This window comes from Rhodocyclaceae bacterium (assembly GCA_020248265.1).
GTDB lineage: Bacteria > Pseudomonadota > Gammaproteobacteria > Burkholderiales > CAIKXV01 > CAIKXV01.
Genome location: JADCHX010000010.1, coordinates 67,094 through 88,812, shown reverse-complemented (window position 1 = coordinate 88,812; position 21,719 = coordinate 67,094). Strand labels below are relative to the sequence as shown.

General features: G+C 70.2%; 17 protein-coding genes. 12 read left to right on the top strand and 5 right to left on the bottom strand.

Annotation, left to right across the window (positions count from 1 at the left end; all coding sequences use genetic code 11):
* Positions 1-40 precede the first annotated feature (40 nt).
* From ING98_10010 to ING98_09995, 4 genes are read left to right on the top strand one after another with little or no spacing between them, the layout of a single operon-like run.
* Positions 41-910: a potassium channel family protein gene (locus ING98_10010; GenBank protein MCA3102198.1), complete on the top strand. Its 870-nt coding sequence runs from the start codon at positions 41-43 to the stop codon at positions 908-910.
* 28 nt (positions 911-938) lie between these two features.
* On the top strand, positions 939-1,859 hold the full coding sequence (locus ING98_10005) for a DMT family transporter (GenBank protein MCA3102197.1): 921 nt from the start codon (positions 939-941) through the stop codon (positions 1,857-1,859).
* 2 nt (positions 1,860-1,861) lie between these two features.
* Positions 1,862-2,932, top strand: a complete 1,071-nt coding sequence (locus ING98_10000) for a DUF2891 domain-containing protein (GenBank protein MCA3102196.1) — start codon at positions 1,862-1,864, stop codon at positions 2,930-2,932.
* Positions 2,929-4,092 (top strand): geranylgeranyl reductase family protein, encoded by a 1,164-nt coding sequence (locus ING98_09995; protein MCA3102195.1) that lies wholly within the window; start codon positions 2,929-2,931, stop codon positions 4,090-4,092. The genes ING98_10000 and ING98_09995 overlap by 4 nt, the downstream gene beginning before the upstream one ends.
* Positions 4,093-4,101: 9 nt before the next feature.
* Here ING98_09995 and ING98_09990 read toward each other — a convergent pair whose 3' ends face one another.
* A complete protein-coding gene (locus ING98_09990; protein ID MCA3102194.1) occupies positions 4,102-5,721 on the bottom strand; it encodes a GGDEF domain-containing protein in 1,620 nt (539 codons plus the stop codon).
* A gap of 584 nt (positions 5,722-6,305) precedes the next feature.
* Here ING98_09990 and imuA point away from each other — a divergent pair.
* From imuA to ING98_09975, 3 genes are read left to right on the top strand one after another with little or no spacing between them, the layout of a single operon-like run.
* Complete coding sequence (gene imuA / locus ING98_09985) at positions 6,306-7,160, top strand: translesion DNA synthesis-associated protein ImuA (protein MCA3102193.1); 855 nt, start codon at positions 6,306-6,308, stop codon at positions 7,158-7,160.
* A gap of 18 nt (positions 7,161-7,178) precedes the next feature.
* Positions 7,179-8,780 (top strand): DNA polymerase Y family protein, encoded by a 1,602-nt coding sequence (locus ING98_09980; protein ID MCA3102192.1) that lies wholly within the window; start codon positions 7,179-7,181, stop codon positions 8,778-8,780.
* 13 nt (positions 8,781-8,793) lie between these two features.
* Entirely contained in the window at positions 8,794-12,006 is a 3,213-nt protein-coding gene (locus ING98_09975; GenBank protein MCA3102191.1) for an error-prone DNA polymerase, read from the top strand.
* Between the two features lie 72 nt (positions 12,007-12,078).
* Here the strand turns inward: ING98_09975 and ING98_09970 are convergent, their stop codons facing one another.
* The gene (locus tag ING98_09970) at positions 12,079-13,443 is read right to left on the bottom strand and encodes an MmgE/PrpD family protein (GenBank protein MCA3102190.1); all 1,365 of its coding nucleotides are present in this window, start codon (positions 13,441-13,443) and stop codon (positions 12,079-12,081) included.
* A 56-nt stretch (positions 13,444-13,499) separates the two neighbouring features.
* Positions 13,500-14,579: an HRDC domain-containing protein gene (locus ING98_09965; GenBank protein ID MCA3102189.1), complete on the bottom strand. Its 1,080-nt coding sequence runs from the start codon at positions 14,577-14,579 to the stop codon at positions 13,500-13,502.
* Positions 14,580-14,741: 162 nt separating this feature from the next.
* Here ING98_09965 and ING98_09960 point away from each other — a divergent pair, with 162 nt between their 5' ends.
* Positions 14,742-15,959, top strand: coding sequence for a TRAP transporter substrate-binding protein (locus tag ING98_09960; GenBank protein ID MCA3102188.1), 1,218 nt, complete (start codon positions 14,742-14,744; stop codon positions 15,957-15,959).
* 87 nt (positions 15,960-16,046) lie between these two features.
* On the opposite strand, the gene ING98_09955 is transcribed toward ING98_09960, so the two are convergent.
* Entirely contained in the window at positions 16,047-17,369 is a 1,323-nt protein-coding gene (locus tag ING98_09955) for a TRAP transporter large permease subunit (protein MCA3102187.1), read from the bottom strand.
* Positions 17,370-17,382: 13 nt separating this feature from the next.
* Positions 17,383-17,919: a TRAP transporter small permease subunit gene (locus ING98_09950; protein MCA3102186.1), complete on the bottom strand. Its 537-nt coding sequence runs from the start codon at positions 17,917-17,919 to the stop codon at positions 17,383-17,385.
* 140 nt (positions 17,920-18,059) lie between these two features.
* Here ING98_09950 and ING98_09945 point away from each other — a divergent pair, with 140 nt between their 5' ends.
* Genes ING98_09945 through ING98_09930 form a run of 4 tightly spaced genes read left to right on the top strand, consistent with a single transcriptional unit; the run spans position 18,060 to position 21,642 of the window.
* Entirely contained in the window at positions 18,060-19,313 is a 1,254-nt protein-coding gene (locus ING98_09945; protein ID MCA3102185.1) for a serine hydroxymethyltransferase, read from the top strand.
* A gap of 58 nt (positions 19,314-19,371) precedes the next feature.
* Complete coding sequence (gene nrdR / locus ING98_09940) at positions 19,372-19,848, top strand: transcriptional repressor NrdR (GenBank protein MCA3102184.1); 477 nt, start codon at positions 19,372-19,374, stop codon at positions 19,846-19,848.
* A 55-nt stretch (positions 19,849-19,903) separates the two neighbouring features.
* Complete coding sequence (gene ribD / locus ING98_09935) at positions 19,904-20,998, top strand: bifunctional diaminohydroxyphosphoribosylaminopyrimidine deaminase/5-amino-6-(5-phosphoribosylamino)uracil reductase RibD (GenBank protein MCA3102183.1); 1,095 nt, start codon at positions 19,904-19,906, stop codon at positions 20,996-20,998.
* A gap of 35 nt (positions 20,999-21,033) precedes the next feature.
* Positions 21,034-21,642: a riboflavin synthase gene (locus ING98_09930; protein ID MCA3102182.1), complete on the top strand. Its 609-nt coding sequence runs from the start codon at positions 21,034-21,036 to the stop codon at positions 21,640-21,642.
* Positions 21,643-21,719: the final 77 nt, after the last annotated feature.

Below are 21,719 nucleotides of genomic sequence, written 5' to 3'. Positions count from 1 at the left end.
CGGGGGACTCGGCGCCATGCCCCGACAAGGCTTACGCTGGATGGCCGGCCTGGCAGGCGTCGGCGGGGTGCCGGCGCACGACAACCCGCGTGCCTATCTGTGGGAGCGCCGGCTGCATCCGGTGATGATCGTGGTCGCGCTGATCGCACTGCCGGCCGCGTTCATCGACGATGGGTCGGTCGATCCGCTGCTGCGCACGGTGGCGCATGCGGTCGACCTGTTCATCCTGCTCGCATTCGTGCTCGAGCTGGGCTGGATGCTGCATGTGGTGCGCCAGCGCCGGCGCTACCTGATACGCAACTGGCTTGATGTGCTGATCATCGCTGCCGCAGTCGTGAGCTTGACCGGCGCCGAGTCCGGATGGCTGGTGCTCGCCCGGTTCGCAAGGGTGGCGGTGGTCGGGATGATGCTGGTGCGCGTGCTGGGGTCGCTGCGCACACTCTATTCGCCCGATGCGCTGCCCCTGGTGTTCGCGTTCGCGATCGTGTCGGTGCTGGTCGGCGGTGCCGGCTTCTACGTGCTCGAGCCGACCGTGAACACGTTCGGCGACGGCGTCTGGCTTGCCTTCGCTACCGGCACCACCGTGGGTTACGGCGACTTCGTGCCTACCACCACCGCCGCGCGATTGTGGGCGGCGGTGATGGTGCTGCTCGGCTTCGCCATGCTGTCCCTGCTGACCGCGACCCTGGTGACCATGATCGTCGGCCAGGACGAGACACGGCTGCGGCGCGAGATGCACAACGACATCCGGATGTTGCGCGACGAGGTGCGTGCGCTGCGCGACCAGCTGCAAGCGCCATCGTCCGGGGCAGCTTCCTCGGTCGCGCCGACTGCCGAGGCAGCGCCGGCGGCCGCTTCCGCACCTGCACCCGGCGCGCAGGCCGCCCCGCCCGCTGGCAGTTCCGGATGATGCATCTGCGCATTGCCGGGAGCGCCGCATGATCGTGCCGGGTTCGCTCTGGGTCGCCTGCACCGTCGCCGCCGCCGCCGGCCAGACGCTGCGCAACGCCATGCAGCACAGCCTGATCGGCACCGTCGGCACCGCCGGGGCCACCCACGTGCGCTTCCTGTACGGCCTGCCGTTCGCCTGCGTGTTCCTCGCGGTGGTGGCCGCGCTGGGCGGCATCCGCGACCCGCAGATGGGGCCCGCGTTCTGGGCCTGGCTCGTGCTCGGCGCGCTGACCCAGGTGCTGGCCACCGCGATGATGCTGGTGCTGATGCAGCAGCGATCGTTCGTCGTGAGCACCGCGTACATCAAGACCGAGCCGGTGCAGATCGCGTTGTACGGATTCGTGTTCCTCGGCGACCGGCTGGGGCTGCAGGCGATCGCCGGTGTGCTGGTGGCCACCGCCGGCGTGGTGCTGATGTCGTGGAAGAAGGCGCCGGCGGCAGAGGGCGCTGAACCGGGCTTCTCGGCCTGGCGCGCGGCGCTGCTCGGCATCGCCACCGGCAGCATGTTCTCGATGTCGGTAGTCGGCTACCGCGGTGCGGTGCTGGCGCTGGGCGACGATCCGTTCTACGGACGAGCGACGCTGGCGCTGGTGCTCGCACTGGTGCTGCAGGTGGTGCTGCTCTCGCTCTACCTGCGGCTGCGCGAGCCGGGCCGGCTGACCGCGCTGGTGCGCGCCTGGAAGCCGTCGCTGCTCGCCGGCTTCCTCGGCGCGAGCGCCTCGCAGTGCTGGTTCCTCGCTTTCTCGCTGCAGACCGCGGCGGCGGTGCGCACCGTCGGACTGATCGAAGTCGTGTTCGCCGCGCTGATCTCGCGCCGGGTGTTCGCGCAACGCAGCGGGTGGCGCGAGTGGGCGGGCATCGGCATGGTGGTGGGCGGGGTGGCGCTGCTGCTGGCGGGGACGTTCTGAGCATGGCTGCAACGGACGCACTGCCGGCCGCTGCGCTGTGCCGAGTGGCCCTGGACAGCCTCGCGCGCGAATGGCCGTACCGGCCGGACGTGCTCATGGCGGACGAGCACGACTTCGCCGTGCCGCGCGAGCGCCATCCGCTGTTCCACACCAGCTACGACTGGCACTCGTGCGTGCACATGCACTGGAGCCTGCTGCGGCTGCTGCACCTGCATGGCGATGCGCTGGATGCGGGGCAGGGCGAGGCGATCGTCGGGCACTTCGATCGCACGTTCAGCGAGGCGGCGGTGGCAGGCGAAGCGGCGGTGTTCGATCGGCCTGGCTATGGGTCGTTCGAACGTCCGTATGGCTGGGGCTGGCTGCTGGAACTGCAGGCGGAGCTGTATCGGCTTGCCACCGACACCGCGCTGACGGGGGCGCTTCCCGGAGCGCTGCCCGACAGCCTGCAGCCGGCGGTCGCGCGCTGGCGGGCGTTGCTCGAGCCACTCGCGCTGCGCATCGCGCAGTCGATGGTCGACTTCCTGCCGCGCCTCGGCCATCCGGTGCGCACCGGCACCCATTCGAACACCGCGTTCGCCTGCGTGCTCGCGCTCGACCATGCACGCACCTGCGGCCACCCGGCGCTGCAGCATGCGATCACGCAGGCGGCCCATCGCTGGTACGGCCGCGACCACGCCTACCCCGCGCAGTACGAACCCGGCGGCGAGGATTTCCTGTCGGCCGGCCTGTGCGAGGCAGTGCTGATGCACCGGCTGCTCGACGGCTGCGACTTCGCCGACTGGTGGCACCGGTTCGCGCCCGGCCCCGCGTCGCTTGGCCACTGGCTGCTGCCGGTGGCGGTGGGCGATGCTACCGACGCACGCATCGTGCATCTGCACGGGCTCAACCTCTCGCGCGCCTGGTGCTGGCAGGCGCTGCGGCCGGGGCTGCCCCAGGAACTCCAGGAGCCGATGGCGCGCGCGATCGACGCGCACCGCCAGGCCTCGCTGTCGGCTGCGCTCGACGGCGACTATGTCGCAACCCACTGGCTGGCATCGTTCGCACTGCTGGCCGAAGGCAGAGGACAACCATGAGCATCCGATACGATGCGATCGTCGTCGGCACTGGCCCGGCCGGCGCCGTCGCCGCCGAGGCACTGGGCAGGGCGGGGCGACGCACGCTGCTGATCGAACGCGAACGCCTGCCGCGGCCGAAGACCTGCGGCGGCGGCGTCACCTGGAAGGCGGCACGCGCACTGGGCGTGGACCTCACGCCCCTGGCCGAACGCACGATCGGCACCGTCGACCTGCACTGGCGGCTGAAGGCGTCTACCACGATGCCCATCGGCCAGCCGCTGGTGCACATGTTCCAGCGCAGCCGGTTCGACGCCTGGCTGGTGGAACGCGCGCTGGCCACGGGGCAGGTCGAACTGAAGGACGGGCTGTCGGTGAAGTCCGTCGAAGCGACCGACGGCGGCGTGGTCGTACGCACCACGCACGACACCTTCGAGGCCGACTACCTGGTCGGCGCCGATGGCGCGGCCGGACCGGTGGCCCGCTCGCTCGGGCTGATGCAGGAACGCCACCTGCTGCCTGCGACCGAACAGGACATCGCGGTCGACGCGAAGACCATGGACCGCTGGCACGACCGCATGGCGCTCGACATCGGCACGCTGCACGGCTCCTACGGGTGGGTGTTCCCCAAGGACGACCACCTGAACGTGGGCGTCGGCTGCTTCTCGACGAACTCCCGCCCGGCGAAGCAGCTGAAGGACTACGGCAGGCGACACCTGGCCTACCAGCTGCCCGGGCCGATGCGGGTGCTGCGCACGGTGGGCTTCGTGCTGCCGCTGCGGCCGGTGGGCGCGCCGATCCAGAAGGGGCGGGCGCTGCTGGCGGGCGATGCGGCCGGGCTGGTGGAGGCGTTCACCGGGGAGGGGATCCACTGGGCATTGCGCAGCGGGCAGATCGCGGCGCAGGCGATCGTGGACCACCAGGTTGCAGGAGCGCGCGGTGAACTGGCTTACGAGGCGCGGATCGATGCGGAGCTGATGCCGACGCTGCTGGATGCGCGGCGGTGGGCGCACATCTACCTCTGGATGCCCCGTGCCTGCTACACGCTGCCGGCTCGCAGCCCGAGGTTCTGGGGGGCGGTGGCGAAGATCGTGCGGGGGGAGAGGGATTACACGGATGTGCGGCGGCGGTTGGGGGTGGTGGGAAGGGTGGCGGATTGGTTGCCGGTGGAGATGGGGTAGGGTTCTTTTCTAGCGCCCACGCGCCGCCTGCGCATATCCGCCACCCCCACCCCGCTTGACCTCATACATCGCCGCATCCGCCGCCGCGATCAGGCTGTCCGGATCGTCTCCGGTGCGTGACACGGCAATCCCGATCGACACCCGCAGCCGGTGCTCGAAGCCCTTCCATTCGATCGGCCGAGCGATGGCGTCGAGGCACTTGTCGGCCAGCGCCTGTATCGGTGCATCCCCTGTTGCGGCGTTGTCCGGCGCGAGCAGCACGAACTCGTCACCGCCCAGGCGGGCCAGCGTGTCCGCCTGCCTGATCAGCCGGGACAGGCGGCGTGCAACCTCGCGCAGCACCTCGTCTCCGGCTTCATGGCCCTGGGTGTCGTTGATCACCTTGAAGCCGTCGAGGTCGAGGAACAGCAGCGCGATCCGGGTCTGGTTACGCTCGGCGCGGGCCAGTGCCTGGATCGTCCGGTCGACCAGCAGCTTGCGGTTGGGCAGCCCGGTGAGCGTGTCCAGGAAGGCCATCGCCTCCAGTTCGGCCTGCTTGTCGGCCAGCGTGCCGATCAGCCGGTTGAAGGCGGTGGTGAGATGGCCCACCTCGTCCGCATGCGCGACCGGCAGCGGCCGCAGCGGCTGCTCGCCGAGTGTCATCTGCTCGGCCAGCCTCGCCGCCCGGTGCAGCGGACGCAGCAGCCAGGCGATCACCAGCCCCACCAGAATCAGGACCAGCACGGAGCGGACGAGGGTGAGCTGGATGAGGAAGGCCTGCGTGTGTTCGACCGGTGCCAGCGCCTCGCTGGCCGGTTGCCGCACCGAGGCATACCAGCCGGTGCCGCCGACCGCGGCAATGGCCCACAGCTGGTCGATGCCGTCGGCATCGACGGTGCGTCCGCTCTCCTGCAGGCTGGGGGCGACCGGGCCGGCCGGGGTATCCGGGCCGGCGGGCGCGACCGTCTGCAGCAGGCGGGCCGGATCGGCGGCGGCAACCACGCGCTGGTCGCGCGGGGAGACGATCACGATGTCGTGCGACCAGCCGGCGGCCGCCGGCTGCGTGGCCGGGTTGCCGAGCGGGGCCAGGGTGGCGAGGTCGGTGATGCCGACCAGCACCGCGATCCGCTGGCCGTTACCGTCCCACACGGGGGTGGCGATCGGCAGCACCGCGTGTCCGGTGGCGGCATCGCGCTGCGGCTGGCCGAGGGCGGTGCCGCCTTCGAGGGCGGCGCGGAAGCCGGGGTCCGTGCCGATGTCCGGCCCCGCCGGGAAGGTGGCCGTCGACGGGCCGCGGGCGAGGATGCGGCCCGCGGGATCGGCCACCAGCAGGCCAGGCGAGAACGCCGTCTGCAGCGCGTGTTGCGCGGCGAGCCAGGCGCGCAGCCGTTCCGGCTGGCCGGGCTGGATCGGGGGTAGCGCAGTGGCCAGGCGTTCCAGCAACTGGCGCCGCTCGTCGATGCGTGCCTCGGCGGTGCGTGCGACCTGGTCGGCCATCGCGCGCTGGCTGGCCGCGACCGACTGGCCGAGGTCTTCGCGCAGGAACCCGGTGATCCGGTAATAGCTGGCGATCGACCCGACGATCAGCAGGACCAGCCCGACCGCGATGAAGCGGGTGACGAGGCTGGTGGCGATATGGGTGGGGGTCACGAGGCGGCGGTGGGGCGGTTGGCGGACACAGGCCTGACTATCCCCCACGCAGGAGATTCCGGGCAATGGTGTAGCAGTGGAGGGCTACCGCTCACGGATGAGACTTAAGCCAGCGGCGAAGTTCCTCCCCATCTGCGATCGGGGCGGGGGAAGCGGGCAATCGTGAATCCATATTGAGTTGGCCTGCTTCAGGGGTGCCCAGGACTTCCCGTTCGTATGCGTCGAGCTTGGACATCGTCTGATTCCCTTGCGATGAAGTCGCGAGTGGCTTTGCCGACCGGCTTCATGGCGCCATGGTGCCAGAGTGTGTGCCGGATGCATTCGGCAGCGGCAGGCTGCCGATCCGTGACCGCCCTCCGTTTTCCCCCACCATCTCCAAAACAGTTGCACCCCACCCGAATACCGTATAAAAATACGGTATGCCTCCTGCCACCGCTCCCCTCCCTGCCGCCGCCTTCGCGACCGAGTCCGCCTCCGGACTGACGTCGTCGTTCGCGTCCTTCCACCCGTCCGCCGCCCCGGGCGCCTTCCCGGCACTCGCCGGGCTGCCGGCCGCATCCGCCCCGCGACCAGCAGCCGCCCGCGTGGCGCTGTCCGCCGTGCCGTCCGTCTTCCGCTGCGGCGAACTGCCGCCCGGCATCGCCCCCGGCATCCCCACAGGTTTCGCCGGCCTCGATGCCGAGATCCCGGGCGGGGGCTGGCCGGTGGGCGCGCTCACCGAGGTGCTGTGCGACACCTGCGGGGCGGGCGAGGCGTCGCTGCTGCTGCCGGCGCTGCGCTACCTGACCCGCGCCGCCGACTGGCGCGGTCGCGGGCTGCTGCTGGTCGATCCGCCGCACCTGCCGTATGCGCCGGCGCTGGCCGAGGCGGGCATCGACCTCGACCTGCTGGCGGTGGTGCGTCCGAAGACGGAGGAGGACGCGCTGTGGGCGGCTGAGCAGGCGCTGCGTTCCGGCGCGGCCGGGGCGGTGCTCATCTGGGCGCGTCCGGTGCGTGGCACCGACAGTGCCCAGCGCTACCAGCGGCTGCGCCGGCTGCAGCTTGCCGCGGCCGCCGGTGGCGGGCTTGGCATCCTGTTCTCGGCCAGCAGTGCCGCTACGTTGTCGACCCCGGCCGCGCTGCGGCTGTCGCTGTCGACCTCGCCGCACGGCCGGCTGGCGGTCACGCTGGTCAAGCGGCGCGGGCTGGCGCAGCCGAAGACGGTGACCCTGTCGCCGCGCCGCCTGCCGGTGCCCTACCTGGCGGGCGTTCCGTCCGGTCGTCCGGCGGCTGCATCGTCGGCGGCCGGTGCGGCACCGGTGCCATCGGCCAGCGCTGCGGTTGCGGGTGCCGAGGCCGCCGCGGGCGGCCTGCCGGGCGCGCTTGCCCGTTCGATGTCCGCGGTGCGTGCGGTCACGGCGCGGCTGGTTCGCGAGCGCGACTTCGATCCGTCGCGCTGATCGACTCGGGGAACGACCATGCTCTGGATTGCACTCTACCTGCCCGACCTGCCGCTGGAAGTGGTGAACCGGGTGCAGGCCGGCGAGGCCTCGACCGCGCTGGTCGTCGACCTGCCGCTGGCGGTCAGCGATGGCCCGGACAACCGGCCGTTCGTGCTCTCGGCCAATCCGCGGGCGCGGGCCGCCGGCGTGCATCCGGGCATGGCGGTGGCCGCCGCGTGTGCGCTGGCCACCGGGCTGGCGACGATGCGCCGGGATGAATCGCGCGAGCTGCAGGCGGTGCGGCAGGTGGCTGGCTGGGCGGCGCAGTTCACGCCGTCGGTGGTGCTGGAACGGTCCGGCATCCTGCTCGAGGTGGCCGCCAGCCTGAAGCTGTTCGGTGGCCTGGCCCGGCTGCTCGGGCAGTTGCGCACCGGGCTGGCCAGCCTCGGCTTCCGGGCCTCGTTCGGCGTCGCGCCGACGCCGCTCGGTGCCTGGCTGCTGGCGCGCGGCGGGTATGAGCAGGCCGGCGTGCGCGCCTGCCTCGAGGCGGCCGACCTGCCGGCGCGCCTGGGCGAGCTGCCGCTGTCGCTGTTCGACTGGCCGCGCGAGCGGCTCGATGCGCTGGCGGTGCTGGGCATCCACTGCATCCGCGAGGCACTGGCGCTGCCGCGCGACGGCTTCCGCCGGCGCTTCGGTGCCGATGCGCAGGCCGACCTCGACCGTGCGCTGGGCCGTGCCGCCGATCCGCGGCCGTGCTTCGCGCTGCCCGATCGGTTCTCCTCGCGCATCGACCTGCCGTTCGACGTGATCGACACCGCGCTGCTCGACATCCCGCTCGCCCGCATCCTCGCCGAACTGGAAGGCTTCCTGCGAGCGCGTGGGGCGGGGGCGCTGGAGCTGGTGCTCGAACTCGAGCACGGCCGTTCGGTGCCGACCCGGCTGGTGCTGGGGTCGGCTGCGCCCGAGCGTGCGCTGGCGCGCTGGCAGCGGCTGCTGCGCGAGCGCCTGGGCCGGCTGGAACTGAAGTCTACGGTCAGTGCGGTGGCGATCCATGTCGACACGCTGCACGGCTTCGGCGAGCACAGCACCAGCTTCCTGCCCGATGCCACCCGGCGCGCGCAGTCCTGGCACGAGCTGACCGAGCGCCTGTCCTCGCGGCTGGAACCCGGGGCGCTGTTCTCGGTCGCGCTGCGCGATGACCATCGGCCCGAGCAGGCCTGGCGCCGCGCCGATGGTCGGGCGCTGCGGCTGCGGTCGGGGACGGGTGCCGCAGGCCGTGCAGGGGCGGCATCGGCTGCGGTGGCCCCTGGCCGCGGCACCCCGGGTCAGGCGGCAGCCGACGCGACCGGCACGGCGGTGCCACCGCGTCCCGCGATGCAGTCGGCGCGTCCGCGCCGCGAGCGGCCGGTGTTCCTGCTCGAGCGGCCGCGCATGCTGGTCTGTGCCGAGTCCCGGCCGCAGTACCAGGGCCCGCTCGAACTGGTCAGCGGCCCGGAGCGCATCGAATCCGGCTGGTGGGACGGCCGGCCGGTGGCCCGCGACTACTACGTCGCCCGCAACCGTGCGGGCGAGGCCTGCTGGATCTACCGCGAGCCGGTCGACCCATCGCGCTGGTATCTGCACGGCCTGTTCGCATGATGGCGAGTCCTCCATGCTGCCGGCCTGCGCGGAACTCGACGCGCTCTCGAACTTCACCTTCCTGCGCGGTGCTTCGCACCCGGAGGAACTGGTTGCGCAGGCCTCGGCGCTGGGCTACCGCGCACTGGCGATCGTCGACGAGTGTTCGGTGTCCGGCGTGGTGCGTGCGCACCTGGCCGCGAAGGAGTGCGGGCTGCACCTGGTCATCGGTGCGCAGTTCGCACTCGCCGATGCGCCGTCGATCGAGCGCGTCATCCTGCTCGCCTGCAGCCGCGAGGGCTACGGCAACCTCTGCGAGCTGATCAGTCTCGCCCGCGGGCGCATGCCCAAGGGCAGCTACCGACTGCTGCTCGCCGACCTCGCGTGCGGCCTGCCGCACTGCCTGGCGATCGTCGTACCGTCTGCCACGGTCGCGGCGTCGGAGGGGGGCGAGTCGGTGGCTATGATCGGCGGCGCCTTCCCCGGTGCGTGCTGGATCGGCGTTGTGCTCGCGCACGGGCCGGACGATGGCGCGGTGCTGGAACGCGCGTCCCGGCTGGCGGCGGGCCTGCCGCTGGTCGCCTGCGGCGCGGTACAGATGCACCGGCGCGAACGAAAGACGCTGCACGACGTGCTGACCGCGATCCGCGAGGGCCTGCCGCTGGCCGAGCTCGGCACGCGGGTGCTGCCCAACGCGGAGCGCTGCCTGCGGCCGATCGCCCGGCTGGCCCGGCTGTATCCGCCCGAGCTGCTGATGGAATCGGTCGAGATCGCCGAGCGCTGCACCTTCTCGCTGGACGAGCTGCGCTACGAGTACCCGCGCGAGCTGGTGCCCGACGGCCAGACCGCTTCGGGCTGGCTGCGCCAGCTCACCGTCGAGGGCCTGCATGAACGCTATCCCCGGGGCACGCCGGACCACGTGCTGAAGCTCATCGAGCATGAGCTCGCGCTGATCGCCGACCTCGGCTACGAGGCCTATTTCCTCACCGTGCACGACATCGTGCGCTTCGCCCGCGAGCGCGGCATCCTGTGCCAGGGCCGCGGCTCGGCAGCCAACTCCGCGGTCTGCTATGCGCTGGGCGTGACCGAGGTCGACCCGGGCCGGATGCAGGTGCTGTTCGAACGCTTCATCTCCAAGGAGCGCAACGAGCCGCCGGACATCGACGTCGACTTCGAGCACGAGCGGCGCGAGGAGGTGATGCAGTACATCTACCGCAAGTACGGCCGCGACCGGGCGGCCCTGACCGCGGCGCTCGCCACCTACCGGCCGCGCTCGGCGCTGCGCGACGTCGGCAAGGCGTTCGGCCTGTCGCTCGACCAGGTCGACCGGCTGGCGAAGACGATCGCCTGGTGGGACGGCAAGCAGGTGCAGGACGAGCGGCTGGTCGAGGCCGGCTTCGATCCCGGCAATCCGCGGGTCGGGCAGGTGGTCGACTTCGCGCAGCAGCTGGTCGGCTTCCCGCGTCACCTGTCGCAGCACAGCGGCGGCTTCGTGATCGCGCGCGACCGGCTGACCCGGCTGGTGCCGGTCGAGAACGCGGCGATGGACGGACGCACCGTGATCCAGTGGGACAAGGACGACCTCGACGCACTCGGCCTGCTGAAGGTCGACGTGCTCGCGCTCGGCATGCTGACCGCGGTGCGCCGCACGCTCGATGCACTGAGCGCGTTCGGCGTGGAACCTGGTGATCCTGGGGTCTGTGATCCTGGGGTCAGGTCTTGTCTTTTGCACCCTGAGACAGGTGTTCGCCCTTTCCGCGAAGGGCAACATGTGCAAAAGGCAAGACCTGACCCCAGCCGACCCTGGCGGCTGCAGGACATCCCGGCGGAGGACGAGCGGACCTACGCGATGATCCAGCGCGCCGACACCATCGGCGTGTTCCAGATCGAATCGCGGGCGCAGATGACCATGCTGCCGCGGTTGAAGCCCAGGTGCTTCTATGATCTCGTGATCGAGGTGGCGATCGTGCGGCCGGGTCCGATCCAGGGCGGCATGGTGCATCCCTACCTGCGGCGGCGGCAGGGGCTGGAGCCGGTCACCTATCCATCCGAGGCGGTGAAGGGCGTGCTCGAGCGCACGCTCGGCATCTCGATCTTCCAGGAGCAGGTGATGCAGCTGGTGGTGGTGGCCGCCGGCTTCAGTGCCGGCGAGGCCGACCGGGTACGCCGCGCGATGGCGGCATGGCGGCGCAAGGGTGGCCTGGAACCGTTTCGCGACAAGCTGCTCGCCGGCATGCTCGCGCGCGGCTACAGCGCCGACTATGCTGAACAGATCTTCCGGCAGATCCAGGGCTTCGGCGAGTACGGGTTCCCGGAGTCGCATGCGGCGAGCTTCGCGCTGCTGGTCTATGTGTCCTGCTGGCTCAAGTGCCACCATCCGGCGGCCTTTGCCTGCGGACTGCTGAACGCGCAGCCGCTCGGTTTCTATTCGCCGTCCGAGATCGTGCAGGACGTGAAGCGGCATCGCGTGCAGGTGCTGCCACCGGACGTGATGGTGAGCGGCTGGGATTGCGTCCTGGAGGGGGGCGGTCAGAGCGGCAGTGCACCCGCGCTACGCCTCGGCCTGCGCATGGTGAAGGGCCTGTCCGAAGCCGGCGCGGCGCGGCTGGTGGCCGCGCGCGGGCAGTCGCCATTTGCCGATCTCGACGACCTCGCGCGGCGCGCGGCGCTGCAGCGCGCGGACGTCAATGCACTCGCCGCCGCCGATGCGCTGCGTGCACTGACGGGGCACCGGCGCGAGGCCTGGTGGCAGGCGCTCGCGCTGGAGTCCGACACGCCGCTGACGCGTGCACCGCGCGACGCAGTGCAGGCATCGCTGCTGCCGCCGACCGAAGGCGAGGACGTGATGCTCGACTACTCGACGCTCGGCCTCACGCTGCGTCGGCATCCGCTCGCGCTGCTGCGGCCGATGCTCGCCGGACGCCGCCTGTACACCGCCGACGCGGTGCGTGCCGCGCGCAACGGCCAGGTGATCCGCGCCTGCGGCATCGTCACCTGCCGCCAGCGTCCGTCCACCGCCAGCGGCGTGGTGTTCGTGACGCTGGAGGACGAGACCGGCCACATCAATGTGGTGGTCTGGCCGACGATCGTCGAGAGGCAGCGGCGCGAACTGCTCGGCTCGCGCCTGATGACCGTGTACGGCCATGTGCAGCGCGAGGGCGAGGTGGTGCACCTGGTCGCCGGCCGGCTGGTCGACGACACCCGGCTGCTCGGCCGGCTGGTGACCACCTCGCGCGACTTCGGCTGAGGTCCACGACCGGGGTCCACGACTGGGGTCTGACCCCACGGGGGTCAGACCCCGGGGTTTTCGCGCCGCTCCCTAGCGGGAGGCCTGCCGCAACAGCTTCACGAACCCCGCGACATCCTCCCAATCCTCCACCGCATCCACCGCCGCCTCCGCCCGTCGCGCGCCGTCCGCGCTCAGTACATGTGCCGCCAGCCCGTGGAACTTGGCCCGGATCTCCGACTCGTCGTACGGGTTCTGGAAGTCGCCGCGCGGCAGGTCGCAGGTGCCGCTCGCGCTGCGGCCGTCCTTCAGCGTGACGGTGGCCAGCGACGGCTTGCGATGGGGCAGTGCGGCGGTCATCGCCATGTCCTCGGACACGTGGACCCGCTGGCGCATCGCCGCCCAGGCCGGGTCGTGCACGGTGTCGTCGTTCAGTGTGTCGAAGCCGGTGCTGCCGCACAGCGCCAGCCCGGCTGCCGCGTGCGGCAGGGAGTAGCGCGACGCGAAGTAGTTCGCCGGGTCGCGCTCGCCCATCTTTGCGGCGAACTGGTAGGTGCGGATGTCGATGCGCTCGATCGACGCCGGGTCCGGTCGCAGCCGGGCAAGCGCCTCTTGAAGCGCATCGAGCGCGGAGTGGATCGGGTTGCAGCAGGCGCGCAGGCGGAACCAGTTGCGGGTGATCTCCCAGCGGGTGCCGAGGTCTTCCAGCACCGTCTCCGGGCGGAAGCCTTCGGCGACAAGCCGCCCCAGCGAGAGTTCGACCGCATCGGACTGGGCCTCGAAACCGGCCAGCGCCAGTTCGGGCGCGAGAGAGGCCGCATGTCCGCACATGCCGCCGGCCACGTTGAGTGCCGTCGCGCCGGAGATCGCATCGGTGTAGCTCGGCGTGAGCATCAGCGTCGCGCCCAGCCGCATCGCCAGGCTGGTGGTCGTCGCATCCAGCCCGCGCAGCCGGGCGCCGGCGGCCGAGGCGCCGAGCAGGGTCGCCTGCCCGTTCTGGTGCACGAGGTCGCGCGGGGTCATCGACAGCGAGAGCCGTGCCCCAGCGTCGTAGCCGAGGATGAACGCGCACAGCAGGTCGCGCCCGGGCAGGTGGCGCCCCTCGGCGACCGCGAGCAACCCGGGCAGGATCTGCGCGCCGCCCTGGAACATCACGAAACGATGGCCCTCGCACAGCTCGAGCGAACGTGCGGCGATGCCGTTGACCAGCGCGACGCTGCGCGGGTCGCCGGTCGGAAAGCCCATGGCATACGCAGTGGACGGACCGGGCGGGCCGTCGCCGGGAGCGGCCAGCAGCGCGGTACGCAACTGCCTTACCTCCGGCCGCTGCGAACCCGCGAGCATCACGCCCAGGGTGTCGAGCACCACCAGCTTCGCGTGCCGGCGTACCCGTTCCGGTATGTCCTCGAAGCGTGTGCCGGAGACGAAACCGGCGAGCGTCTCTACTTGTCTACCCATGTCCGGTCCTTGCGGCAGCTGCGGAGTCGACCATGCGTCGCATCACTCGCCGACGCTCAACGATCCAGCAGGTCTCCCAATGCCTTGCCACGCCAACCGGCAAGTTCAGGCGACTGCTCGCCCCGTACCCATGCTTCCAGCAGCCGTCGCGGGCAGAGCAGCGCCGGCGGCAGGTCCAGCTCGGCTGCGCGTGCCGCGACCTTGTCACGCACCTGTGTCAGCAGCTGGGCCGGTTCGCCACGGATCGGCGGCGGGATCGGTGGCAGCTCGAGTTCTTCGTCGGTCAACGGCGACTCCAGCAGCTCGAACAAGGGCAGCAGTTCGCGCTTCGGGAAGCTGCGCTGGCCACGCATCCGCGAGGCCAGCGCATCGGTATCGGCCGGCGGTGTCTCTACCAGGGAGGTGGCGAGTGCGTTGTCGAAGATCCAGGCGCGTGGACGGTTGATCCGGCGCGCCAGCGCTTCGCGCCAGTGCAGCAGCCGGCGCAGCCGTGCCTGTACATCGGGCGGGGACTTCCACAGCGCCGTGAAGGAAAGGTGCGGTTCGTCGTCGGGGACCGGGCCGGCGGCCAGCCGGTCGCAGTCCTCCTGGCACCAGTCGAGCATCTTCCGCTGCTCTAGCTTGCCGGACAGCAGGTCGTGCATCGCCGGCAGGTGCACCACGTCGATCGCCGCATACCGTTTCTGCTGCTCGGTCAGCGGGCGCTGCAGCCAGTCGGAGCGGGTCTCGCCCTTGCCGATCTCGATATCGAGCAGCATCTGCACCAGGCGCTGGTAGCCGATGCCAGGCCCCAGGCCGGCAAATGCCGCGGCGATCTGCGTGTCGAACAGCGCCGCGATCGGTGCGCCCGAAATCGGCGCCAGCGCGACCAGGTCTTCGCTCGCGCTGTGCATGATCTTCACGCAGCCGGCGCCGGTGAGCAGGGGTGCGAGCGGCGCCAGGTCTGCGCAGCCGATCGGATCGATCAGCGCTGGTGGGCCGTCGGCCTGCAACTGCACCAGCGCGAGGTCGGGCCAGAAGGTGTTGACCCGCATGAACTCGGTGTCGAGTCCGACCCGGGGCGATGCGGTAAGCCGGGAGAGCAGGGCCGACAGGCCCGCGGCGGTGTCGATCCAGGCGGCGGTGGGTTGGTCCATGCGCGATCATAAGCCGTTGGCGGCCGGAAGGGCTTGTAGCTACACTCTTGCCGGCAGCCGGGTGACCACGCCCGGCAGGATCGTACAGGGCACCGAACCCGGAACGAGGAGAATGGCATGCGAGGCAGGAGCAGCCGCGACGGCGGCAGGGATGCAAGCGGGATGACCGACAGCCGTGCGGCAGGCGACGGCAGTACCTTGAAGGCAGCCAGCCCCGGCACGGCGCCCGTTGCCGAGGGCAGCGCGGCCGCCGTGCGCCGCCACCGCCGCGCCTTCCTGCAGGGCGCTGCCGCGTCGGCCACCGCCGCGGTCGCTGCGCCTGCGATCGCGCAGAGCGGGCCTTCGGTGCGCTGGCGGCTGCAGTCGAGTTTCCCGAAGAGCCTCGATACCCTGTTCGGCGCTGCGCAGATGTTCTGCGAGCGCATCGACCGGCTGACCGGCGGACGCTTCCAGATCCGCCCGTTCGCCGCCGGCGAGATCGTCGGCGGGCTGCAGGTGCTCGACGCCGTGCAGAACGGCACCGTCGAGATGGGTCATACCGCGAGCTATTACTACATCGGCCGCAACCGCGCGCTGGCCTTCGACACCGCGGTGCCGTTCGGCCTGAATGCTCGCCAGCAGAACGCCTGGATGTACTACGGCGGCGGCCTCGAGCTGATGCGCGAGGTGATGCGCGAGTTCAACGTGATGAGCTTCCCGGCGGGCAACACCGGCACCCAGATGGGCGGCTGGTTCCGGCGCGAGATCCGCACGCTGAAGGACATGCAGGGCCTGCGTTTCCGCATTCCCGGCCTCGCTGGCGAGATGCTCGCGCGCATCGGCGTGCTGCCGCAGGTGATCGCCCCGGCCGACATCTACTCGTCGCTCGAGCGCGGCACGATCGATGCCACCGAGTTCGTCGGCCCGTACGACGACGAGAAGCTCGGCTTCGCCAAGGTCACCAAGTTCTATTACTACCCCGGCTTCTGGGAGGGTGGCGCACAGCTGTCGATGTATGTCGGCCTCAAGGAATGGGAGAAGCTGCCGCGCGAGTTCCAGCAGGCGATCGATGTCGCCTCGGCCGAGATCAACGTCAACATGCTGGCCGAGTACGACGCGAAGAATCCGCCGGCGCTCGCCCGCATACAGAAGACCGGCGTGCAGGTACGGTCGTTCCCGGCCGACGTGATGGCTGCGGCCCAGAAGGCGGCGTTCCAGATCTACGACGAAGAAGCGGCGAAGAACCCGTCCTTCGCGAAGATCTATGCGAACTGGCGCGCGTTCCGCGACGCCCAGCACGCCTGGCATCGTACCGCCGACCTGAGCTTCGACAGCTTCGTGCTCACCAATCCGCTCGGCGCGCCAGCGCCGGCCGGACCGGCTGCACCGGCGAAGAAGTAGATCGCCAGACGAAGGCGCGGAACGGCTGGGGTCAGACCCTGGGGTCAGACCCTGGGGTCAGACCCCGAGGTCTGACCCCAGGTCTGGCTACTTCGTGAAGTTGAGCACCAGGCCGGGGAACGCGATCAGCAGCCCGACCATGATCAGCTGGATGATGATGAACGGGATCGCGCCGAGGTAGATGTCGGTGGTCCTGACCGACGGCGGCGCGACGCTGCGCAGATAGAACAGCGCGAAGCCGAACGGTGGATGCATGAACGAGGTCTGCATGTTCACTGCGATCAGCACGGCGAACCAGACCAGGTCGATGCCCAGCTTGTCGGCGACCGGGCCGAGCAGCGGCAGCAGGATGAATGCGATCTCGAAGAAGTCGAGGAAGAACGACAGCAGGAAGATCAGCACGTTGACGAAGATGAGGAAGCCGGTCTGCCCGCCGGGCAGGCCGGTCAGCAGGTGCTCGACCCACAGGTCGCCGTCGAGCCCACGGAACACCAGCGTGAAAATCGTCGCGCCGATCAGGATGAAGATGGCGAAGCTGGTCAGGATGGTTGTCTGTTCCATCGCCTCGCGCAGCACGCGCCGGTCGAGCCGACGGTTGGCAGCGGCGAGCCCGAGCGAACCCAGAGCGCCCATCGCAGCGGCCTCGGTCGGCGTCGCCAGTCCCATGAAGATGGTGCCGATCACCAGGAACAGCAGGACGATGGCGGGCACCAGTGCCTTCAGGGCGCGCAGCAGCAGCGCCCGGTCGCGCGGCTGGCGTTCCGCTTCGGGGATCGCCGGGACCGCATCCGGGTAGACCAGCGACACGAGGAAGATGTACAGCGCATAGAGGCCGGTGAGCACCAGGCTCGGCACCAGCGCGCCGGCGTAGACGTCGCCCACCGAGATGCCCAGCACCTCTGCCATGACCACCAGCACGATCGACGGCGGCACGATCTGCGCGAGCGTGCCGGAGGCGGCGATGACGCCGGTCGACAGCCGGGTCGAGTAGCCGTGGCGGAGCATCACCGGCAGCGAGATCAACCCCATCGCGATCACCGTCGCGGCGACCACGCCGGCCGGTCCGCCGAGCAGCGCACCGACGAAGATGACTGCATAGGCGATGCCGCCCTTCACCGAGGCGAATACCTGGCCCATCGTCTCCAGCATCTCTTCCGCGATGCCGCTGCGCTCCAGCACTACCCCCATGAAGGTGAAGAACGGGATTGCCAGCAGGGTCTGGTTGGACATGATGCCCAGGACACGCTCCGGCAGCGCCTGCAGCAGCTGCGGCCCGAAGGCCCCGGCCTGGATGCCGATCAGCGAGAACGCCAGCCCGACTGCTGCCAGCGAGAACGCGACCGGGTAGCCGATGAGCAGGAACACGATCATCGTCGCGAACATGGCGGGGGCGAGAAGTTCGATGCCCATCAGCGCGCGTCCACTACTGCAGCTCGCGCCGCTGTACCGGTGCCGGTGCCAGCCCGCGCAGGAAGGCGACCCGCTTGATGATCTCGGATACTCCCTGCAGCGTGAGCAGTGCGAAGGCCAGCGGGATCGCCGCCTTGATCGGCCAGCGCGCCAGCCCACCGACATCCGGCGAACGCTCCCACACCTCGATCGAAGAGGCGACCATCGGCAGCGAGAGGATGGTGAGCGCGATCGTCGTCGGCAGGAAGAAGAAAAGTCCGCCGAGTATGTCGATCCAGGCCTGTCGGCGCGGTGTCTGCCTGCTGTAGAGGACATCGACCCGCACGTGCCCGCCGCGCGCCAGGGTGAACGCGGCGCCGAACAGGAAGATCAGCGCGAACATGTACCACTGCAGTTCGAGCAGACCGTTCGCGCCGAAACGGAAGCCGTAGCGCAGGATCGCGTTGGCGGTCGCGACCAGCACGACCGCCAGGGTGAGCCAGCAGGCTATCCGCCCGATCCGTTCGTTCACCGCATCGATCACCCGCGCGGCGGCCAGCAACGTCTTCAAACACCTTCCTCCCGATACCCGTCCGGCGACAGGAGTACCACGCGGCACGGCGCCGCGCCAAGGCCGGACGGCCCGCCAGTGCCGATCGGGCACGCGAATGTTGCTAAAATCAAGCCTTTGCAGCGTTCCGGAGCGGCCAGATGTTCAGCGAGAAAGACCGAATCGAAGGTTTCGACCCAGAACTGTGGGCCGCCATGGAGCACGAGCGCCAGCGCCAGGAAGACCACATCGAGCTGATCGCCTCCGAGAACTACGCGAGTCCGAGGGTGCTGGCGGCCCAGGGCTCGGTGCTCACCAACAAGTATGCCGAGGGCTATCCCGGCAAGCGCTACTACGGTGGTTGCGAGTTCGTCGATATTGCCGAGACGCTGGCGATCGAGCGGGTGAAGCAGCTTTACGACGCGCCGTACGCGAACGTGCAGCCGCACTCCGGCGCGCAGGCCAACATGGGCGTCTACCTGGCCATGCTGTCCGCGGGCGACACCATCCTGGGCATGTCGCTCGCCCATGGTGGCCACCTGACCCACGGCGCGACGGTCAACTTCAGCGGCAAGCTGTACAAGTCGGTCGCCTATGGCCTGGATCCGAAGACCGAGGAGATCGACTACGACCAGGTCGCCGCGCTCGCGCGCGAACACCGGCCGAAGATGATCGTCGCCGGTGCCTCGGCCTATGCGCTGCAGATCGACTTCAAGCGCTTCCGCGCGATCGCCGACGAGGTCGGCGCGCTGTTCCTGGTCGACATGGCGCACTACTCCGGGCTGGTCGCCGCCGGGGTCTACCCGACGCCGGTTCCATACGCAGACTTCACCACCAGCACCACCCACAAGACGCTGCGCGGGCCACGCGGCGGCTTCATCCTGTCGCGCACCGAGGCGCATGCCAAGGCGATCAACTCGGCTATGTTCCCCGGGGTCCAGGGCGGCCCGCTGATGCACGTGATCGCGGCCAAGGCAGTCGCCTTCAAGGAAGCGATGGAGCCATCCTTCCGCGCCTACCAGCAGCAGGTGCTCGAGAACGCGCGCACGATGGCCGGCGTGCTGCAGGCGCGCGGCCTGCGTATCGTTTCGGGCCGCACCGACTGCCATCTGTTCCTGGTCGACCTGCGGCCGAAGAACGTCACCGGCAAGGTGGCCGAGGCGCTGCTGGGCAGCGTGCACATGACGGTGAACAAGAACGCGATCCCGAACGACCCGGAGAAGCCGTTTGTCACGAGCGGTATCCGGCTCGGATCCCCGGCGATGACCACACGCGGCTTCGGTGCCGCCGAAGTCACGCGCGTCGCGCACCTGATCGCCGATACGCTGGATGCCCCGGCCGATGCCGCTGTCGCGGACCGGGTTCGCAGCGAAGTGAAGGCGCTGTGCGCGCGCTTCCCGGTGTACGGTGCGTGAGTAACCACCGGAGCCGCGCGAGCATGGCCGCCGCGCCGGTATCGTCCGGGGTGCACGCATGAAGTGCCCCTGCCCGAGGGGCAGCGATACCAAGGTCATCGACTCGCGGGAAAGCGAAGACGGCAAGGCGATCCGCCGCCGCAGGGCTTGCCTGTCCTGCGACAAGCGCTTCACGACGTTCGAGAAGTTCGAGCTGCGGATGCCGCACATCATCAAGGGCAGCGGCATCCGCGAAGAGTACGACGAAGACAAGCTTCGGCTGGGCTTCGAGCGGGCCCTGCACAAGCGGCCGGTACCGGTCGAGTATGTCGATGCCGCGGTCGACCGGATTTCACAGAAGCTGCTCTCCATGTCCGAGCGGGAGATCGATTCGCGCAAGGTCGGCGAACTGGTGATGCAGGAACTGCGCAAGCTCGACAAGGTGGGTTACATCCGTTTCGCATCGGTCTATCGCGACTTCCAGGACGTCGACGACTTCCGCGACGCGATCAAGGAAGTGCAGCGCGTGCCGGCGCGCAAGCGTCGGCAGGCCTGAGGCGGCCATGCCTGAGGCGGGGATGCTGCCGGGCGGTGGTGCGGACGACGCATGGATGGCGCGCGCGCTCGAACTCGCTGCGCGAGGCCTGTTCACCGCGACGCCGAATCCGAGGGTCGGTTGCGTGCTGGTGCGCGACGGCCGCGTGATCGGCGAGGGCTTCCACGCGGTCGCCGGCGGGCCGCATGCCGAGGCCGTCGCGCTGGCCGCAGCGGCCGCTGCCGGTCAGGATCCGCGAGGCGCGACCGCCTACGTGACCCTCGAGCCCTGCAGTCACTTCGGCCGTACGCCGCCCTGTGCCGAGGCACTGGTCGCCGCGGGCATCGAACGGGTGGTCGCCGCGATGGAAGATCCGAACCCCAAGGTGGCCGGTCGGGGGTTCGCCCGGCTGCGGGCGGCGGGCATCGACGTGATGTCGGGCGTGCGCGCCGCCGAGGCGCTCGACCTGAACGTGGGCTTCGTGTCGAGGATGACACGCGGCCGGCCGTGGGTGCGGCTGAAGGTCGCAGCCAGCCTGGACGGCCGTACCGCGCTGTCGAACCGGGTGAGCCAATGGATCACCGGCGAGGCCGCGCGCGCCGATGGCCATCGTTGGCGCGCACGCGCGTGCGCGGTGCTGACCGGCATCGGTACCGTGCGCGAGGACGATCCGCAGCTCACCGTACGGGCCATCGAGACGCCGCGCCAGCCGCTGCCGGTGGTGGTCGATTCCGGTCTCCAGCTGGCACCCGCTGCCAGGCTGCTCGCGGGCGGACGTGCACTGGTGTTCGCGGCGGTCGATGACCCGATCGCACGGGTGGCCCTCCAGGCGCGCGGCGCCGAAGTGGTGCTCTGCCCGAATGCCGCGGGCAAGGTCGACCTGCCGGCAATGCTGCTCGAACTCGGCCGGCGCGGCATCAACGAAGTGCTGGTGGAGACCGGAACGCGGCTCAACGGTTCGCTGCTGGGCGAGGGCTGCGTCGACGAGCTCCTCGCCTACCTCGCGCCATCCCTGCTCGGCGAACGTGCGCTTGGCATGTTCGACTTGCCCGCGATGGATGAACTCGCACAGCGGGCCGCGTTACGATTCACCGATGTCGCCCGGGTCGGCGACGACCTGCGCCTGCGGGCGGCGGTCGAGCAGCTACCCGGGCCTTTCCAGAAAAGGTAGCCGGCGATCCCGGCGTACAGAAAGGCAGGCCGTACATGTTCACCGGGATCATCGCCGCCGTCGGTACCATCGTCGAGCGTACGCCGCTGGCCGGCGGTCAACGGATCACCATCGACACCGCAGGGCTGGGGCTCGACGATGTCGCCCTGGGCGACAGCATTGCGGTGGATGGCTGCTGCCTGACGGTCGTCGAGCGCGCCGGCGCGCGCGCTGCCTTCGACGTGTCGCTCGAATCGATCGCCCGCACCGCCGGCTTCGACCTCGGGCGCAAGGTCAACCTCGAGAAGGCGCTGCGCTTGTCCGACCGGCTGGGCGGACACCTGGTCAGCGGCCATGTCGACGGCGTCGGCACGCTGCGCGAATTCAGCGAGGTCGGCGAGAGCTGGAAGCTGGTGGTCGAGGCCCCGGCCGGCCTCGGCCGTTACATCGCCGAGAAGGGGTCGATCACGGTCAATGGCATCAGCCTCACCGTGAATGCCGTGTCCGATGGCCCTGGTGTCCCCGACGAGCGGGTCACCGCGTTTGCCGTCAACATCATCCCGCACACGCTGCAGATGACCAACCTCGGCGAGCATCGGCCCGGCGCCCGGGTGAACCTCGAGATCGACATGCTTGCCCGTTACGTGGAGCGGTTGCGCGCCTGAGCGGTCGGACCGCACGACGCTCAGCCGCCGCGCGACACCGCGGCGAGGTGTCGGTCGGACGCGATCCGCGTGCCCAG